The organism is Candidatus Leptovillus gracilis (genome assembly GCA_016716065.1).
GTDB lineage: Bacteria > Chloroflexota > Anaerolineae > Promineifilales > Promineifilaceae > Leptovillus > Leptovillus gracilis.
In genome coordinates this window covers 25,209-38,048 of record JADJXA010000027.1, presented here as the reverse complement: position 1 = coordinate 38,048, position 12,840 = coordinate 25,209, and the positions used below count along the sequence as shown (strand labels likewise).

The window sequence follows — 12,840 nt, the reverse complement described above, 5'->3', positions numbered from 1 at the left end:
TCAACCGCAAAGCGCAAGAAAGCTGCGCCACACCGATGCGTCCAAAATTGGTGTAAAGGGGCGAAGCGACGACATATGAGGCCAGGTATCTTCCCCCTCATACTTGATCTTGTTAGCAACTTGGCTGGCTTGTGGGATAGAATTACCAGCACTGCGCTCCATCTCAGGTGTGCGGTAGTAGGATCTGCTGATTGGAGGAACTGTGACTAACCGTATTCGGGTGACGTTAGAAATCGGGCCGAAGGGCAAGAAGGTGGTGGCGGTGGCGCCTGATTGGCCCGGACTGGAGCGCGGGGCGAAGACCGGGGAGGAAGCAATCGAAAGGCTGCGTTCCTATATTCCGCGATATTCACAAGTAGCAAAGCTGGCTCAAATGAACGCGGCGTTTGACACCATCAAGAACGTCGACGTGGTCGAGCAGTATCCAGGACAGGCTCAACTGACTTCTGGGGCATCTCGTTCGCGTTTTCGAGCATAGACAAGCAAGGCATGTCGGGTGACGAATTGGAACGTGAGCTGATGCTGATGCAGGCGTGCTGGGCGTTTTTCGACGATGTGCGCCGGCGGGTGTCGGCTGAGATGCAGAAGGGTCCGTGAGGGGGAGGGCGAGACCGGGACCACATCGTCCGTCATACATTTGCCGCGGAGCAGGATTGGGCGAAGCAGGTCGGTGTACTCACCCCGGACGGTGCGATGCTGACTGATGAAGGGCGAAAGCGCATCGAGATGCCTATTGCCAGGCAATACGGGAGTACCATTCACAGGGCAAGTTGGCCGGCAAGCGGGCGAATGGGCCGTTGCGCTTCCTGATTCGGCACACCGCCTTTCACGTCCTGGACCATGCCTGGGAAATGGAAGACAAGGACCTGACTGCCAAAGAAGCGTGAAGGCAAGCGCCGTATCAGCATCCACATGGTACATCATAATAAGAGGGACTGGAGGAACCTTTCGGCTCCGATTAAATCAGCAAGGAGAACTATCTTGAAATTTCTTCTCACTTCCGCTGGCGTCAAAGACACGAGCATCCACGACGCGCTGGTCGAACTATCGAACTACTCGGCAAACCGATTGCCGAGTCCAGCGCCCTCTGCATTCCCACTGCGATCTACCCCTTCCCTGGCGGGCCTACAATGGCCTACCGGTTCATCAGCGGATCAACCGCCAGCCCCATGTGCGAATTGGGTTGGAAGTCGTAAGGCATGCTGGAACTCGCCGCCCTACCCAGCGTCAAAGAAGAGTATTGGGCCGCTGGATGCAGGAGTCCAGACTGGCAGACCTCCTACCGTCGCTGCGCGAGACAGTCTGCGTGGGTGTGGGCGCCGGCAGTATGGTGGCTGCCCCTATTTTCGGAGAGGCGTACGACGACCCGGATACGCCCTTCGTCATTGATAAGAGGCTGGGAGTGGTTGACAAGGAATTGTCTGAAGAAGCATGGCATAACGTAGCCGCCAATCCTCGGCAATATCGAACCGTTGACCAAATGGCTCATTGCCCGGCTGAGCATTTTGAGGAACACGCTGCACATCTTTGCCTCTTGCTCAACATTGATTCAGAAGGGCAATCAATACCTACCGGCAGGCAGTTGCGACTAGAATTTGAGGCTGCCCAACAACACAGCGTGTACCCGACGTGGGGGAACCAGGGCCATTTTCAAGCATTTTTCGGGCTTTGCGTTTTTCCCGCTCCCAGGCATAGTCAATGCCCACCCACACGCGGGTAACGCAAACCGTTGGCATACACGGAGGATGTACAACGATGAAGCGGGTTTTACTTACAGGGATGTCTGGAACGGGGAAATCAAGTGTTATTGCAGAGATCCGGAAGCGCGGGTTTAAAGCAATTGATATGGATGAACCAGGTTGGTCGGAACACGACCATGATGGCAACCAACAATGGTGCGAGCCGCGGCTACAAGAAGCGATAGACTCTGCCAGTGAAGCCGTGCTATTTATAAGTGGCTGTGCCGAGAACCAGGTGAATTTCTATCCCCAATTCACTGATATCATCCTTTTGAGCGCGCCGGCTGAGGTTCTTGAAGAACGATTGAGAACCAGAACGAATAACCTCTACGGAAAGCGGCCAGAGGAACTCGAAGAAATTTTCTCCTATCTTAAAACAGTTGAGCCGCTACTACGACGTGGGGCCACATACGAGATAGAAACAACTATCCCTCTCGATCAGGTTGTCCATGAGGTACTCGGACATGTATGCCTGACAAGTCCATTTTGGTTTCTCTAGGTCTGCTGCAGCCGAACACATCAAGTAATCACAAGTAATCATTATTACAGGGATGGCCACTCAACGTCACAATCTTGGCGTCCACCACTGCTTCAAATTTTGTCTATGGCCAATTTCTGTGGGGGAATCATCTGGACTGTGCGGAAGACCCAAAGTATGGCTAAAGTGGCAAAGGCTGCCCAGACACTCCAGGCCACCGCTTCCAGGGTATCCCAAGAGCCGGTGTGAAAATATAGGTCCACACATCTTTAGCCAGCAGGGTGGCCATCAGCAAAAAGGTTGCCCGCATGATGTAAACATTGATGGGCGGGACGCCGGCGTAGCGCTCAGGGTTGCCAACAAACAAGGGGTTCCCGTTGAATTTCATCACATTCTCCATAATCAAAGAACTGCCGTTTGGGTAGAAGTGATGACGACAGCTTTCATGCGTGGTCTCCACCAATGATTATCACTATGTTGCCCCTTTTGTGTCCTGCTTCCACATAGCGGTGCGCCTCGGCCGCCTGCTCCAGCGAAAAACAGCGGTCTACCAACCCTTTTATCTGGCCGGCCTCTGCCATCTCTTTAATCACCGCCAGATCGGCCGCACTATCCCCGACCAGGGCGCAAATCACTTTTTTATCGCCAACTATGGAAGTCCACAGCATTTGAAAAACCGCCTTCATCTTAAAACTGGCTAACAGGTAAACGCCACCGGGCTTGAGGGAATTTTTACAGCGGGCAAAGGAGCTTTTGCCCAAAACATCCAGAATCAAGTCATAGGTTTCACCGTTTTGGGTGAAATCTTCTTTGGTGTAATCAATCACTGCATCAGCGCCCAATGCCTGCACAAAGGCCAGCCGGGGCGTGCCGCAGACGCCCGTAACGTGTGCCCCCTGCGCCTTTGCCAGTTGCAGCGCCGCCGAGCCAATGGACCCGCTGGCCCCGTGGATCAACACTTTTTGGCCGGGCCGGATGTTTACTTTTTTCAGGATATTAAGGGCTATGAGTGCGCCGGGGATAACGGCCGTTTCCGCGTGGCGCAAATTGGCCGGTTTGAGAGTCACTGTGCCCGTTTCCGGCATACAGAGGTATTCTGCGTAAGCGCCCATGTTCATGCCGCGATAACCAAAGACCGGGTCGCCGGGTTTGAAGCGGGTGACCTGGCAACCCACCGCCTCCACAAGGCCGGAGAATTCATTGCCCAGGATAGGGTTTTTCGGTTTGCTCCACCCAAAAGAGAAACGAGCCGGCAGCATAAAAAGCGTGGGCATATTGAATTCGGCATTGGAGATGTTTTTGAAATTACGGGCGGCGAGGTCTCCATAGTTCACGGCCGTTGCATAGACGCGCACCAATATCTCATTCTCTTTCGGCGCCGGTTTTTCTACCTCTTCAAGGTGAAGCACCTCTGGTAAACCATATTTTGTATAAACCGCTGCTTTCATTTCTTAATCCTTTCCCTGTCTAATTGACCCATTCAATCAAGTGAAGCGGCCGGCAACTCCCCTCGCTTACACCGCGATGGAGGAGGCTCGTCCGAGCTGTTTCTCTCTGCCTGTGTTCACTTTAAATTACCATTAAATAGGATCGTCTTTAGGCTCATAAGTGAAGACTTCTTCCAAGGGTGAGTCAAAGACAAGGGCAATACGAAAAGCCAGTTCCAGCGAAGGGGAGTATTTGGCGTTTTCGATGGCGATGATGGTCTGCCGCGTCACGCCCACCTTTTCGGCCAATTGCTCCTGAGTCATCTCGTCGTGGTAAAAACGCAGTTTGCGAATGTTATTGCTAATGCGGCTCTTGCCTATTTTAGAACCCATCTTAGAACCCCCTGCGATAAATCACTAAGCGGAAAATATCGCCCAACACCTGGGCTACCAGCCCAGAGAGAATCAGTAAGCTGAACATCACATAGGGTGACCAACCCAGGGCAAAGGTGAGCATTGCCAGCAGAGTACCGATGGATGAAACAAGATAAGCCACTTGTGTACCCCGCAAATCAATCAGCCTGTCACGTTCATCTTCAGAATCATCAATCTTGGGGTCATCATCACCCGTCCTGATGACCTCAAAAATGGCAAAACCTACATGGGCGATGATGGTGAGGATAATGGTGGCAATGATTCCCAGCACAACCACGGCCGCCCACAAGCCGAAGACATCGTCTGTCAGACCGCCGCCGCGCCACATTCGTGTTATCTGCACCAAATAGAATCCCAAAATAAGGGTGAACGTTACCAGTGATACGGCCACATTCTTTTCTTTGTAAGACATATTGTTCTCCTTTGCCGACCTGACAGATTTTTTCAAACCTATCAGGTCTTCTTTTCTTTACATCAAGTAATTTATGATTTACAAATAGTAATATATTTATTACTGTATGTCAAATATACATTACATTGAATGGCAAAAAAGAGGCCGTTGCTGCGGTTTACTCAAGTCAGCGGGATAAGCGCTCACCCCGCCGACTGGAAAAAACCCCAGGTGCAGGATATCGCTCTTGTTTTTTTCGACATCCTGGCGAGCCGGGGGAAACGCGCAAATAAGCAATCGTTCTAGTATTGACCTTTTCGAGTCCAGACTGCTACAATGACCCTTGTCGGGGGGTGTGAGGTGAGGGTTATCGGGTATCCCCAGGCTTTAAATTCCAAATACAAGATTTTCGGCTAAGTGCGGCTTCGTCCAACTCCGGATTATGCGGCGGTTCTGAAGACTCCATGCCGCATGAATCCTTACTTTGTTAGACGGCCCGGCAGGAAAATTGGTCGAGCTTGCATCCTGTATTCCCAAACGGGGTGCTATGGGGTAAAGGAGACGGCCGTCTAACAAACGACAAAACCGCCGCATGGATGGAGTGGAATGGAAACGGCCGTGGCGTTCGGCGCAGCTTATCGAAGCAAGGTCACATAACAAGAGGGTACTATGCTTGTTTTACTGGGTGAATTCATCCAACTTGTAAAATCAATCCCTTGGTTTGAACACATTGGTAAGCCCATAAAAAATGCTGAACTGCCTCGTCTGTATACCTGGGCTAAATGGGGAAATCCCGAAGACCTGCCGATTGCGCTGCTGCATATTCGACAACAAGACCTGTATGATGAGATCATCGAAAACAACGTCTCGAACTCAACTGACCTGGCAGATTTTTTCAACCAAGTGGTAAGCATCGTCATCGAACTTGCGAAAAAAAGAGTACCCTATGACGAAGCGGAAGATAGCAATTATGCACCCAACACGGCCGTTTACCATGCGGGCTGGACAGCTGGTTTGATCGCTCTTTGTCTGATGACTGACCGAGAACCGCCTCTCGAAATCAAGGCTCAATGGTACTGGTTTCGGGAAGGGCATTGGCCTGCGGCATTTACTGCGATTGATAGCGACGATGAGCCGGATAGCCTGGAAGCATTCAGGATATTTTAACCATGGAATCCTTCCACCGGATTATTCAGAGGTTCGCTAGACCTTCCCCAAGTCTCATCAACTCGACATTTGGAGAGATGACACTACACGGGGGAAGTTGGGTGTCCTATAAAGATTTTCCACAAGCCAGGGAGCTGGTCGAAGTATCCGTATGGGGTACAAAAGGGCCATCCGTCTACCAACAAACTGTTTGGCAAAAATTGACCCAGCAGCTCATAGAGATCACCCCACCATCGAAAAAAGCCCTCTATGAAGAATTGGAAACGGTTTTAAACTCGGATGATAATCTTGATATTGATGATCTCTATCTAAGCGACGAATACCGACCTAAAGGCCCCACCGAAATTTGGAGAATTGCCTTTCCTATTTCGATTGATGTGTACCCGGAAGGTTATTCATCAGAATACGATTGCCGCATCTATTATGCTTTTCCAGTTGACAGGGAACATAACCGATCGGTGTTTTTAAAGGGAAGCAAATTGGTCTCGGTGATGCCAGAATAAAAATGTGCCCGACAAGAACTGGCGGCGCGGATCGGCGAATTTATCCTGCATTAAGCAGATGTCACTCGCTCATATCTGTTTTCACGACGCAACAACCTGGGGATACTGTGCCCAGATAACCGGCCAGAAAAACGGGATCGCCGCCGCTCAACTGCAAGAAAGAGCCGGGCGCCAGCAGCAGGGGCAAATGCCACGCCCACCAGATAACACCCAGGATTGTGCTGGCTATGAAGGCGCTGTATCGCGCTTGTAGCCAATCCAGAACGCAGCCGCGCCAGCCCAACTCTTCCGAGAATGGACCAAAGATGAAGACGAAGATCAGGGTAGCCGCCAGATAAGCCGGCTCGCGCAGCAGCGCTTGCAGCGGGGAAAAATCAGGCGGACGGCCGTTGATGAGGAAAGCAAGTAAAACGGCCGTTGGATATAGCCGAAAAATCAGCCCATACCAGCGCCAGCCGATGCGCCGCCAATCAAACACCCGCTGCCAATACGCCCCGATCAGCGCCGGATCGCCACGTCGCTGGATGAGCCAGACGCCAGCGATGGCCGAACCAAAGCCGCCTAAAACGAGCAGCAGACCCAGGAGACGCCAAAGGTGATGAGCAGGAACGGCCAGAGAGAACTGCCGGTTAAGGGGATAACGGCCGTTGGCGATAGTTGGTTACGAGATGTCATCACTTGTACTCCTTGGTTGCGGCCCGCACGGTGCCGCCCACATAGGACGGTGCAAACTGCGCGAGCCTTTATTCACGCCAAAATCAGCGCCACAAGCTGTTCAGGGTGGGTCCAGATTAAGGTGTGTCCGGCTGGTACAGTGCGCAGCGCCGCGTTTGGAATCGCCTGTGAAAGCATACGGGCGTGGTGTAAAGGGACAGCGTTGTCCTGCTCCCCAGCGATGACCAACGTAGGTACGCTAATTTCGTGCAGCCAGGGACGGCTGTCAAAAACCTGTAAAGCTTTGATTGCCGCCAGCGACGGCCGTTTCTCATTTGCGGCGATCATCTCCTGTAACTCCGCCGCTTGTTGTGACGTCAGCTCGCGCGCCTGACCGGCCATTACTCCGGCCAGCCGCCGCAAACCGAGCAGGCGCACCAACCAGGGCATCAGCCACCCTTCCAGCCGTTCGCGCCAGGTCAGCAAATTATAGGCGTAGGTGCAGACGAGAATGAGTCGGTTCACACGGTCGGGATGGCAGTGAGCCAGCTGCTGCGCTACCGTCCCGCCCTGTGAATAACCCAACACCGCCGCCTGTTCCACGCCCAATCTATCCAGCAAAACGACCAGATCGGCCACATGACGCTGCACAGTGTACGGCGGTGGCAAACGGCCGCTTTGCCCATGTCCGCATAAATCAGGCAGCATGACGCGGTAGTGAGACGTGAGCAGCGGCAAAATCGGGTCAAACATGGCGCCGTTTACCAGCAGGCCATGAATCAGTAACAGCGGTGGGCCAGCACCTAACTCGCGGAAGAAAATCATTTCTGACATTGCTTCGTCTTTTTCCTTACGATCAGGCCACTGCCGCCCGGCCACGCGCCTGCGCCGGGTCGCGCATCTGCATTAGCGATACCCCCACGCCATAAGTGAGAAACTCCCCTTGCGGCGTCACCTCAATCAGACAAGACTCGGCCACCTGCGCCGCATCGTCAGCCATGCCGCGAAAAATGGCGTGCAGCAGGTCGGGGGGCGCATCGGCGGCGGGCAGCACGCGGGCCACGCCGGAAAAGGTGATCGTCGCCGCCGGTATTTTTACCCAGGGCATGAAAGGAATCCGTTTGGCGATGGGAATGGTGATGGAGACGTGAGGATTGGCCCCGATGTGCCGCGCCTTCCAGGTATCCTTCCCCGTGCCGACGTACAACTTGCCCGCCTGCGTCACGTAGACGACGCCTGCCGTGCGCGCCTCCTGCCGCGCCGTGACCATGCCAACGACAGCAAACAACTCTTTCTCTATTGCCTGCCATACCTGTGTACTGCTAAGTTGCAAAGCCATGCAAAATTGCTCCTTACTATCCATACAGGATAACGTTTATATATGATATTGCATATATTAAACTTATCATGTATACTTGTCAAGGTGCAAATTTGATGATCAGCGGAGAAAACTATGTCGTTACACCACGCCATCCTGGGTCTTTTGTCCGTTATGCCGATGACGGGCTATGACCTGAAAACGCAAGCGTTTGACGAATCGGTAACCCATTTCTGGCAGGCCGACCAGTCGCAAATTTACCGCAGCCTTAGCAAAATGGAGGAGGACGGCTGGCTGACTTATGATCTGGAAGTGCAAGACGGCCGTCCCAACCGCAAGGTGTACCATCTGACCACGGACGGGCGAACGGAGCTGGACCGCTGGCTGCGCATGGCACAGCCGCTGCCAGTGAATCGGGAAGCGTTTCTGGTGCAGTTGTTCTTCGGCTGGACGCTGACCAACCAGACCTTGCTGGAACTGGTGGCCGGGCAGCGGGCGGGGCACGCGGCGCGGCTGGCCGAATTCGCGCAGATCCCCATGCCGCCGCTGGAAGACCCGCAGATTGATCGGATGCGCACGCTGTGGCGGCTGACGCTGGAGTTGGGCATGGCGATTGAGCGAACGTATCTGGATTGGCTGGATCAATGTACGGCCGTTATTACCAACCTGCCGGAGGCAGATAAAGCTAAACCACAAGCATAAATGGCGCCGGCGGCTGATGGCGCTGCTGCATACATTAGCGGCGTCATACGGGCCGCGAAAGCAGCCGACTGGTACCGGCCCCGATTGTGCAGAAGCATTGGCGGCTGGGCTGGCAAGAGTTTAACCCGGAGACGACTATTTATGGCGGCCAACACTTCTCGCCTGTTGGGCGGCTACTTTTTATTGGCGTTTACCTGGAGTTGGCTGGTTGCCGCGCCGCTGGCGCAGCAAGGGCAGGGAATCATCAGCGGCGTCCCGCCCTGGCTGCATTTGCTGAGCGCGTATGGGCCGCTGTCGGCGGCGGTGGGTGCTACGGCCGTGTCCACCGACCACGCCGGTTTGGCCCAACTATTCAGCCGCGTGACCCACTGGCGCATTGGCTGGGCGTCGGCACTGCTGCCACCGTGTTCATTCACCTGGCATGACACTGGCGTTGGCTGGTAACGATGGGCAAGAGGTAGAGACTTTAAAATCAAAATCTGAAAATTAGATGATTGGGCCTGGTTGCAAGAGTCGCTACCATCGGAATCCGCTTAAGGCATTTTCGCATTGAAGGCTTCTTTATTATTCCGAAGATGCCTTATCCCAACAGTATGGCGGATAAACCGTTACCTCCTGATTGACTGACAAAACTTATCTAACCGCGGAGAACGCAGAGAGCGCGGAGGCTGTACCAGAGAAAATCTCGGCGTCCTCCGCGCTCTCCGCGGTGAAAATCTGAGATTTGTCAGTCAATCAGCCGTTACCTCAGAAACACCAAAAGTCAGATTATTTTTTGACTCAATGCAGTGTCATAAACATATCCCCAAAGGTTGGCGCAGCCTGAACCCTTACATATTGATGAGCATAACAGGCAAACCGACAAACGCGCCATAACGCTGAGCGGCGGCGGCCACGGCCGTTTCTTGGGCAGGGGTAAGGGGGATGGATGCAGTGAATTCGATAACGGCCGTTTTCTGCTTAAATGTGCGCTGCCAACTGCCTGCATTTTGACCGTTGATCACCACAGAAGGCCGGGTCATGGCATTCTGCACCTTTTCCGGGCCGCCTCGGCGGGTGCGGTCGGCAGACGTGTAGCCCAGCCAGAATTCGTCAAACATGGGCAGCAGGAAAGCCGTCTCAGAAGGAAAGGCAGGCGGCATAGTCGGCGAGAAGTAATAGGTCTCGCCGCCGACTACCATGTGGACCAGGTCCGCTGCGACCGCAGACAGACCGGCCCGGGCGTCGGCCGTTGTTAAGCCCGACCACCACACAAAATCTGACACGGCCGCCGGTCCATGACCGGTGAAGTAGCGCCGGGTCAGTTCAGCCAACGCTTCATCCCGCGGCAAGCTGCGGGACTGGGGGGCGCGTTCATCCAGCAGGGCATAGGTGAATTGTTTATTCCGCCTGGGACCACTGCATACCACTGCATCCAATTCTGCCCGCATCATGATGTAAGCCAGCCGCTGACCTTGTACGCCGATACCAGCTTCTGTCAGCACAGCGCCCAGTTCAGCCCTGGTACGTGTGCGGCCGCCCTGCAAAGTTTTGACGATGACGGCCTGGCTGCGGCTGAACTGGTCATCGTCCAGTTCAAGCTGGCGCACCCGGTAACCGTTGACAGCGTTGACGCGCGGGGCCGTAAGCGCCAGGAGCCAACGGATGTCGGCGGGCGTGACAAAATGCCAGGTAGGGCGCATGACATGGGTGCGTAAAATCCGGCCTTCGTCGAACGCCTGCTCGATGACGCGCTCTGTGGTCGGCTGCAGGCGCAGACCAAGCGACCACAGAGTACCCGGGTAATCCTGGGCCTGGACGGCGCCCAACCAGGCCACCACCTCTTCTGGGGTTTGAAATTGATTGTGTGCCAGCCGCTGCTGGGCCAACCGTTGGCGGCCTATCTCTGTTGTTGTCAATTTAATCTCCCGGCTGATGGATGTTTTGTAGAGCAGCGCATCCCACACTTGCTGCTATCCACAACACTTGCCAGCGGACTGATTTTTCTTGTTCAGGTGGGTTTGATTTCACCAAACTTGCTTTCAACGTTCAATAGCTGCTGTTTCTGATGGCTGGCCACCTATTGCCGGAGAATCTTCTCCATCGTTTTCCCTTTTGAAAGTTCATCAATCAGCTTGTCTAAATAGCGTATTTTTTGCATCAGCGGATCTTCTATTTCTTCCACGCGAACACCACACACTACACCTTTGATAAGCGAACTACTGGGATGAATGGATGGTGCTTGGGCAAAAAAGGTTTCAAAATCATTTTCCTGTTCGATTTGCTCCTGTAATCCCGCCTGGTTATAGCCAGTCAACCAGTAGATGATTTGATCAACTTCTTCTTTCGTACGATTCTTGCGTTCCGCTTTTTGAATATATAACGGATATACCCCGGCAAATTTTGTCGTGAAAATTCGATGTTTAGGCATTGTTATTCCTCCGGGCGATCTCGCAAATCGGCTGGATATTGGTTAGCAGAAACCAGAACCTTGAACTATTAGCCTGAGTTGAAATAACCAACAACTTGTTTCTGTAAAGTACCGTCATTTTGTATTGTAAACTTTGACGTAAACTCGCGATTTCTTTCTCGCCTCTCATCTTTGCAAGTGAAAGCGAGGCATGACTTTCGGCTTCTATTTGCTGCTGATCGGCACGGACCGTTGTGAAAATGAAATGTGTCACCCTGGTCCTGCCTTCAGAGGTCCGACACGGCGCGAATATTCATCAACTTCCGGTGGTGATTGCGCCTTCACGCTCATAATTCACAACAATGACGCCATTGGGGGTCACTTTGCTTTCCGTCACCTTGAACGCCATCGGGACCGTGCCATCGGCAAACAACCGCTTACCAACGCCCAACGTTATCGGATATATCATGAGCCAGAACACATCAACCAAATCATGCTTGATGAGCGTCTGAATGAGATGACCACTTCCCCAAACGTGCAAATCCGGCCCATGCTGTCGTTTAATTTCGGCGACCTTTTCGGCAATATCTCCGGTTAAAAACACGGACGGCTGCCATTCGCTAGACGTCATGGTATTCGAGACGACGTACTTGGTCGCCGTGTTGACGCCAGGCCATATGTCTGCATGTTGCGGCCAGTACGGCGCCCAAATATCAAAGGTTTTGCGTCCTAACAACAGGTCGAACGGCATGTTCATCTGCTTTCTTAGGGCTGTTCCGAGAATCGCGTCGGAGTATGGCGCTATCCACCCGCCATACGTGAAGCCGCCGCTGGTATCTTCGTCTGGCCCGCCTGGGGCTTGTATGACACCATCAAGGGAGATATGTTCAAGCACAATAACTTTTCTCATGACTGAGTTCCTCCAACATCTGGATTATAGGATATTCTTACCTGGTCAAATTCGGTAGGTGTGATTGGTTAGTGTCCATTTCTCAACGCCATTTGTAGGCCAAAATGTATCCTTGCTTGCTGGCTGAATTGCCTAACGATCTCGCATCATCAGCGCGCGGCTGCGATGCACCCAACCTTTTTGAGCCACCCCGTCACAAACGTGGCGCGTCTCCTGTTTGCAGGTCAAGCAATTCCGTTCCAGTCAGTTCATAACCGAAATGTTCATAAAACGGAACATTCTGGTGGTTTTCCGTATCCAATCCAATCCCTATTGAATTTGAGTTGCTTTTCACAAGTTGGTGAGTATGGTCCAGAAGAGCGCGCCCCGCACCCTGTTTTTGCAGTGCAGGATCAACCCCGATAAGAACGAGGTAGTGATGAGGATCTTCCGGACGTGATGAGAGCGTTGTTTTCATATAGTTATTAAGGAGAATGAATCTTCGAAGTGACATTTTGAAGACCGGTTTTATGGATTCAACCACGAAGGCCAATGTTTTTCCAAAGCTATGTTTGGCTTGTGGGACTTCAATACATGCCACACCTCGCAGTTCACCATCAACATAAATGCCAAATAACTTTTCATCGAGCAAGTCACTTTTTTCGCAAAAGATAATGGAAAAACATTCTGCTTCGAAGCGCCGTTTCGTGCGGAAACAGGTTCTGAATCAAGGGGCCATGCTGAAATG

The 12,840-nt window shown here is 52.9% G+C and carries 18 protein-coding genes; 6 read left to right on the top strand and 12 right to left on the bottom strand.

Going from position 1 to position 12,840, the window contains the following annotated elements; all coding sequences use genetic code 11:
* Nucleotides 1-202: 202 nt before the first annotated feature.
* A complete protein-coding gene (locus IPM39_28790) occupies nucleotides 203-478 on the top strand; it encodes a hypothetical protein (protein ID MBK8990013.1) in 276 nt (91 codons plus the stop codon).
* A 280-nt stretch (nucleotides 479-758) separates the two neighbouring features.
* Here the strand turns inward: IPM39_28790 and IPM39_28785 are convergent, their stop codons facing one another.
* Entirely contained in the window at nucleotides 759-914 is a 156-nt protein-coding gene (locus IPM39_28785; GenBank protein MBK8990012.1) for a hypothetical protein, read from the bottom strand.
* Nucleotides 915-1,755: 841 nt separating this feature from the next.
* Here IPM39_28785 and IPM39_28780 point away from each other — a divergent pair.
* Entirely contained in the window at nucleotides 1,756-2,238 is a 483-nt protein-coding gene (locus IPM39_28780) for an AAA family ATPase (protein ID MBK8990011.1), read from the top strand.
* Between the two features lie 160 nt (nucleotides 2,239-2,398).
* Here the strand turns inward: IPM39_28780 and IPM39_28775 are convergent, their stop codons facing one another.
* The 4 genes from IPM39_28775 to IPM39_28760 form a co-directional block, all read right to left on the bottom strand.
* Entirely contained in the window at nucleotides 2,399-2,605 is a 207-nt protein-coding gene (locus IPM39_28775) for a hypothetical protein (GenBank protein MBK8990010.1), read from the bottom strand.
* A gap of 55 nt (nucleotides 2,606-2,660) precedes the next feature.
* Nucleotides 2,661-3,665: an NAD(P)-dependent alcohol dehydrogenase gene (locus tag IPM39_28770; protein MBK8990009.1), complete on the bottom strand. Its 1,005-nt coding sequence runs from the start codon at nucleotides 3,663-3,665 to the stop codon at nucleotides 2,661-2,663.
* A 132-nt stretch (nucleotides 3,666-3,797) separates the two neighbouring features.
* The gene (locus IPM39_28765) at nucleotides 3,798-4,025 is read right to left on the bottom strand and encodes a helix-turn-helix transcriptional regulator (GenBank protein ID MBK8990008.1); all 228 of its coding nucleotides are present in this window, start codon (nucleotides 4,023-4,025) and stop codon (nucleotides 3,798-3,800) included.
* A gap of 13 nt (nucleotides 4,026-4,038) precedes the next feature.
* Nucleotides 4,039-4,491: a hypothetical protein gene (locus IPM39_28760; GenBank protein MBK8990007.1), complete on the bottom strand. Its 453-nt coding sequence runs from the start codon at nucleotides 4,489-4,491 to the stop codon at nucleotides 4,039-4,041.
* A 648-nt stretch (nucleotides 4,492-5,139) separates the two neighbouring features.
* Between IPM39_28760 and IPM39_28755 the strand changes: the two genes are divergently transcribed.
* Nucleotides 5,140-5,637: a hypothetical protein gene (locus IPM39_28755; GenBank protein MBK8990006.1), complete on the top strand. Its 498-nt coding sequence runs from the start codon at nucleotides 5,140-5,142 to the stop codon at nucleotides 5,635-5,637.
* A gap of 2 nt (nucleotides 5,638-5,639) precedes the next feature.
* Nucleotides 5,640-6,140: a hypothetical protein gene (locus tag IPM39_28750; protein ID MBK8990005.1), complete on the top strand. Its 501-nt coding sequence runs from the start codon at nucleotides 5,640-5,642 to the stop codon at nucleotides 6,138-6,140.
* Between the two features lie 61 nt (nucleotides 6,141-6,201).
* Here IPM39_28750 and IPM39_28745 read toward each other — a convergent pair whose 3' ends face one another.
* The 3 genes from IPM39_28745 to IPM39_28735 form a co-directional block, all read right to left on the bottom strand.
* A complete protein-coding gene (locus tag IPM39_28745) occupies nucleotides 6,202-6,618 on the bottom strand; it encodes a CPBP family intramembrane metalloprotease (GenBank protein MBK8990004.1) in 417 nt (138 codons plus the stop codon).
* 269 nt (nucleotides 6,619-6,887) lie between these two features.
* Nucleotides 6,888-7,628, bottom strand: coding sequence for an alpha/beta fold hydrolase (locus IPM39_28740; GenBank protein ID MBK8990003.1), 741 nt, complete (start codon nucleotides 7,626-7,628; stop codon nucleotides 6,888-6,890).
* Nucleotides 7,629-7,650: 22 nt separating this feature from the next.
* Nucleotides 7,651-8,133 (bottom strand): hypothetical protein, encoded by a 483-nt coding sequence (locus IPM39_28735; GenBank protein ID MBK8990002.1) that lies wholly within the window; start codon nucleotides 8,131-8,133, stop codon nucleotides 7,651-7,653.
* A 114-nt stretch (nucleotides 8,134-8,247) separates the two neighbouring features.
* On the opposite strand from IPM39_28735, the gene IPM39_28730 reads away from it, so the two are divergent.
* Nucleotides 8,248-8,814 carry a PadR family transcriptional regulator gene (locus IPM39_28730; protein ID MBK8990001.1) on the top strand — a complete coding sequence of 189 codons (567 nt, stop codon included), beginning with the start codon at nucleotides 8,248-8,250 and terminating at the stop codon, nucleotides 8,812-8,814.
* Between the two features lie 141 nt (nucleotides 8,815-8,955).
* Entirely contained in the window at nucleotides 8,956-9,258 is a 303-nt protein-coding gene (locus IPM39_28725) for a hypothetical protein (protein MBK8990000.1), read from the top strand.
* A 386-nt stretch (nucleotides 9,259-9,644) separates the two neighbouring features.
* Here the strand turns inward: IPM39_28725 and IPM39_28720 are convergent, their stop codons facing one another.
* The 4 genes from IPM39_28720 to IPM39_28705 all read right to left on the bottom strand — a co-directional run bounded on the left by IPM39_28720 (nucleotide 9,645) and on the right by IPM39_28705 (nucleotide 12,744).
* Nucleotides 9,645-10,712 carry an AlkZ family DNA glycosylase gene (locus IPM39_28720; GenBank protein ID MBK8989999.1) on the bottom strand — a complete coding sequence of 356 codons (1,068 nt, stop codon included), beginning with the start codon at nucleotides 10,710-10,712 and terminating at the stop codon, nucleotides 9,645-9,647.
* A 161-nt stretch (nucleotides 10,713-10,873) separates the two neighbouring features.
* A complete protein-coding gene (locus IPM39_28715) occupies nucleotides 10,874-11,224 on the bottom strand; it encodes a DUF2200 domain-containing protein (GenBank protein MBK8989998.1) in 351 nt (116 codons plus the stop codon).
* 295 nt (nucleotides 11,225-11,519) lie between these two features.
* Nucleotides 11,520-12,113 (bottom strand): dihydrofolate reductase family protein, encoded by a 594-nt coding sequence (locus IPM39_28710; GenBank protein MBK8989997.1) that lies wholly within the window; start codon nucleotides 12,111-12,113, stop codon nucleotides 11,520-11,522.
* Between the two features lie 193 nt (nucleotides 12,114-12,306).
* Nucleotides 12,307-12,744, bottom strand: coding sequence for a GNAT family N-acetyltransferase (locus IPM39_28705; GenBank protein MBK8989996.1), 438 nt, complete (start codon nucleotides 12,742-12,744; stop codon nucleotides 12,307-12,309).
* Nucleotides 12,745-12,840 lie beyond the last annotated feature (96 nt).

Coding starts and splice junctions, on each gene's coding strand:
- IPM39_28785 (MBK8990012.1), bottom strand. CDS start 914: ATGTGGATGCTGATACGGCGCTTGCCTTCACGCTTCTTTGGCAGTCAG.
- IPM39_28780 (MBK8990011.1), top strand. CDS start 1,756: ATGAAGCGGGTTTTACTTACAGGGATGTCTGGAACGGGGAAATCAAGT.
- IPM39_28775 (MBK8990010.1), bottom strand. CDS start 2,605: ATGAAATTCAACGGGAACCCCTTGTTTGTTGGCAACCCTGAGCGCTAC.
- IPM39_28770 (MBK8990009.1), bottom strand. CDS start 3,665: ATGAAAGCAGCGGTTTATACAAAATATGGTTTACCAGAGGTGCTTCAC.
- IPM39_28760 (MBK8990007.1), bottom strand. CDS start 4,491: ATGTCTTACAAAGAAAAGAATGTGGCCGTATCACTGGTAACGTTCACC.
- IPM39_28755 (MBK8990006.1), top strand. CDS start 5,140: ATGCTTGTTTTACTGGGTGAATTCATCCAACTTGTAAAATCAATCCCT.
- IPM39_28750 (MBK8990005.1), top strand. CDS start 5,640: ATGGAATCCTTCCACCGGATTATTCAGAGGTTCGCTAGACCTTCCCCA.
- IPM39_28740 (MBK8990003.1), bottom strand. CDS start 7,628: ATGTCAGAAATGATTTTCTTCCGCGAGTTAGGTGCTGGCCCACCGCTG.
- IPM39_28735 (MBK8990002.1), bottom strand. CDS start 8,133: ATGGCTTTGCAACTTAGCAGTACACAGGTATGGCAGGCAATAGAGAAA.
- IPM39_28730 (MBK8990001.1), top strand. CDS start 8,248: ATGTCGTTACACCACGCCATCCTGGGTCTTTTGTCCGTTATGCCGATG.
- IPM39_28725 (MBK8990000.1), top strand. CDS start 8,956: ATGGCGGCCAACACTTCTCGCCTGTTGGGCGGCTACTTTTTATTGGCG.
- IPM39_28715 (MBK8989998.1), bottom strand. CDS start 11,224: ATGCCTAAACATCGAATTTTCACGACAAAATTTGCCGGGGTATATCCG.
- IPM39_28710 (MBK8989997.1), bottom strand. CDS start 12,113: ATGAGAAAAGTTATTGTGCTTGAACATATCTCCCTTGATGGTGTCATA.